This is a genomic window from Paracraurococcus lichenis (assembly GCF_030657435.1).
GTDB classification, from domain to species: Bacteria; Pseudomonadota; Alphaproteobacteria; order Acetobacterales; family Acetobacteraceae; genus Paracraurococcus; species Paracraurococcus lichenis.
Genome location: NZ_JAUTWS010000325.1, coordinates 1 through 1,192, shown reverse-complemented (window position 1 = coordinate 1,192; position 1,192 = coordinate 1). Strand labels below are relative to the sequence as shown.

Genomic DNA, 1,192 nt, shown 5'->3' with positions numbered 1-1,192 from the left:
ATGCCACGACGCAAAGCGCCCGCGATCCCGGACGAGTTGCTGGACCAGCTACTGGGCGGGACTGACCCCCGGGTCGCCCTGGCCGACGGGAGCCTGCTGGACGGGCTGAAGAAGGCGCTCGCCGAGCGGGTGCTGAACGCCGAGATGGACCACCATCTCGAGAGCGGGGAGCCGGACGGGCGGCCCAATGGCCGGAACGGCTATGGCGCCAAGACGGTGCTGACCGGCACCGGCAAGATGGACCTGCAGATCCCGCGTGACCGGCTGGCGACCTTCGACCCGCAGCTCATCGCCAAGTACCAGCGCCGCTTCCCGGGCTTCGACGAACGCATCGTCTCCATGTACGCCCGCGGCATGAGCACCCGCGAGATCCAGGGCCATCTGCGCGAGATCTACGGCATCGAGGTCTCGCCCGACCTGGTCAGCGCGGTGACCGACGCGGTGCTGGAGGAGGTTGCGGAATGGCAGAACCGCCCTCTCGAGGCCCTCTACCCGCTGGTCTTCCTCGATGCGATCCGCATCAAGGTACGCGACGAAGGCACGGTCCGGAACAAGGCCGTGTATGTCGCGCTCGGCGTCCGGCCGGACGGCACCAAGGAGGTGCTCGGGCTGTGGATCGAGCAGACCGAGGGCGCCAAGTTCTGGCTGCGGGTGATGAACGAGCTCAAGGACCGCGGCGTGCAGGACATCCTGATTGCCGTGGTCGACGGGCTGAAGGGCTTCCCCGAGGCGATCGCCGCCGCCTTCCCGAAGACGCAAGTGCAAGCGTGCATCGTGCATCTCATCCGCACCTCCTTGGACTACGTCTCCTACAAGGACCGCAAGGCGGTCGCAGCGGCACTGAAGGAGATCTATCGTGCCCGCACCGCCGAACTGGGCGAGGCTGCCCTCGAGGCCTTTGACGAGGGACCGTGGGGACGCAAATACCCCGTCATTGCCCAGACTTGGCGCCGGCACTGGACGGAGGTGATCCCGTTCTACGCTTTCCCCTCCGAGGTGCGCCGGATCATCTACACGACCAACGCCATTGAAGCGGTGAATGCCAAGCTGCGTCGTGCGGTCAGGGCGCGCGGCCATTTCCCGACCGACGAGGCTGCTCTCAAGCTGCTCTTCCTTGTCTTGAACCGGACCATGAAGGAGTGGAAGATGCCCGCAAGGGAGTGGACCGCTGCCAAGGCGCAGTTCGCCATCC

The 1,192-nt window shown here is 66.3% G+C and carries 1 protein-coding gene; it reads left to right on the top strand.

Annotated elements, in window-relative coordinates; all coding sequences use genetic code 11:
- Positions 1 to 1,192, top strand: a 1,192-nt coding sequence (locus tag Q7A36_RS40000; RefSeq protein ID WP_305109358.1) for an IS256 family transposase, incomplete at both ends; no start/stop codon positions are given.